The 273-nt window shown below is 71.8% G+C and carries 1 protein-coding gene; it reads right to left on the minus strand.

Features of this window, described 5'->3' with window-relative positions:
• Positions 1–258: condensation domain-containing protein (locus tag ADK60_RS27720; RefSeq protein ID WP_234371291.1), on the minus strand; the 258-nt coding region annotated here is incomplete at its 3' end.
• Positions 259–273 lie beyond the last annotated feature (15 nt).

Raw genomic sequence — 273 nt, forward strand, 5'->3', positions numbered from 1 at the left:
GATCGAGGTGAACAGCGGGCTGCCGCCCGTCATCCCGCTCGCCTGCTGCGCCAGCGACAGCGGCGCGTGCTCGTGCACCAGCAGCTCGGCCAACTGGCCCCGCATGCCGTCCAGCGCCTCACCCGCGCTCTGCGAGTCCAACCGCACCCGCACCGGCAGGGTGTTCATGAACAGACCCGGCACCCGGTCCGAACCGGCGCCCGCGTTCATCCGGCCGAACAGCACCGTTCCGAACACCACGTCCTCACGACCGCTCACCGCGGCCAGCACCCG

The sequence above is a fragment of the Streptomyces sp. XY431 genome, assembly GCF_001279805.1.
Classification (GTDB): Bacteria; Actinomycetota; Actinomycetes; order Streptomycetales; family Streptomycetaceae; genus Kitasatospora; species Kitasatospora purpeofusca.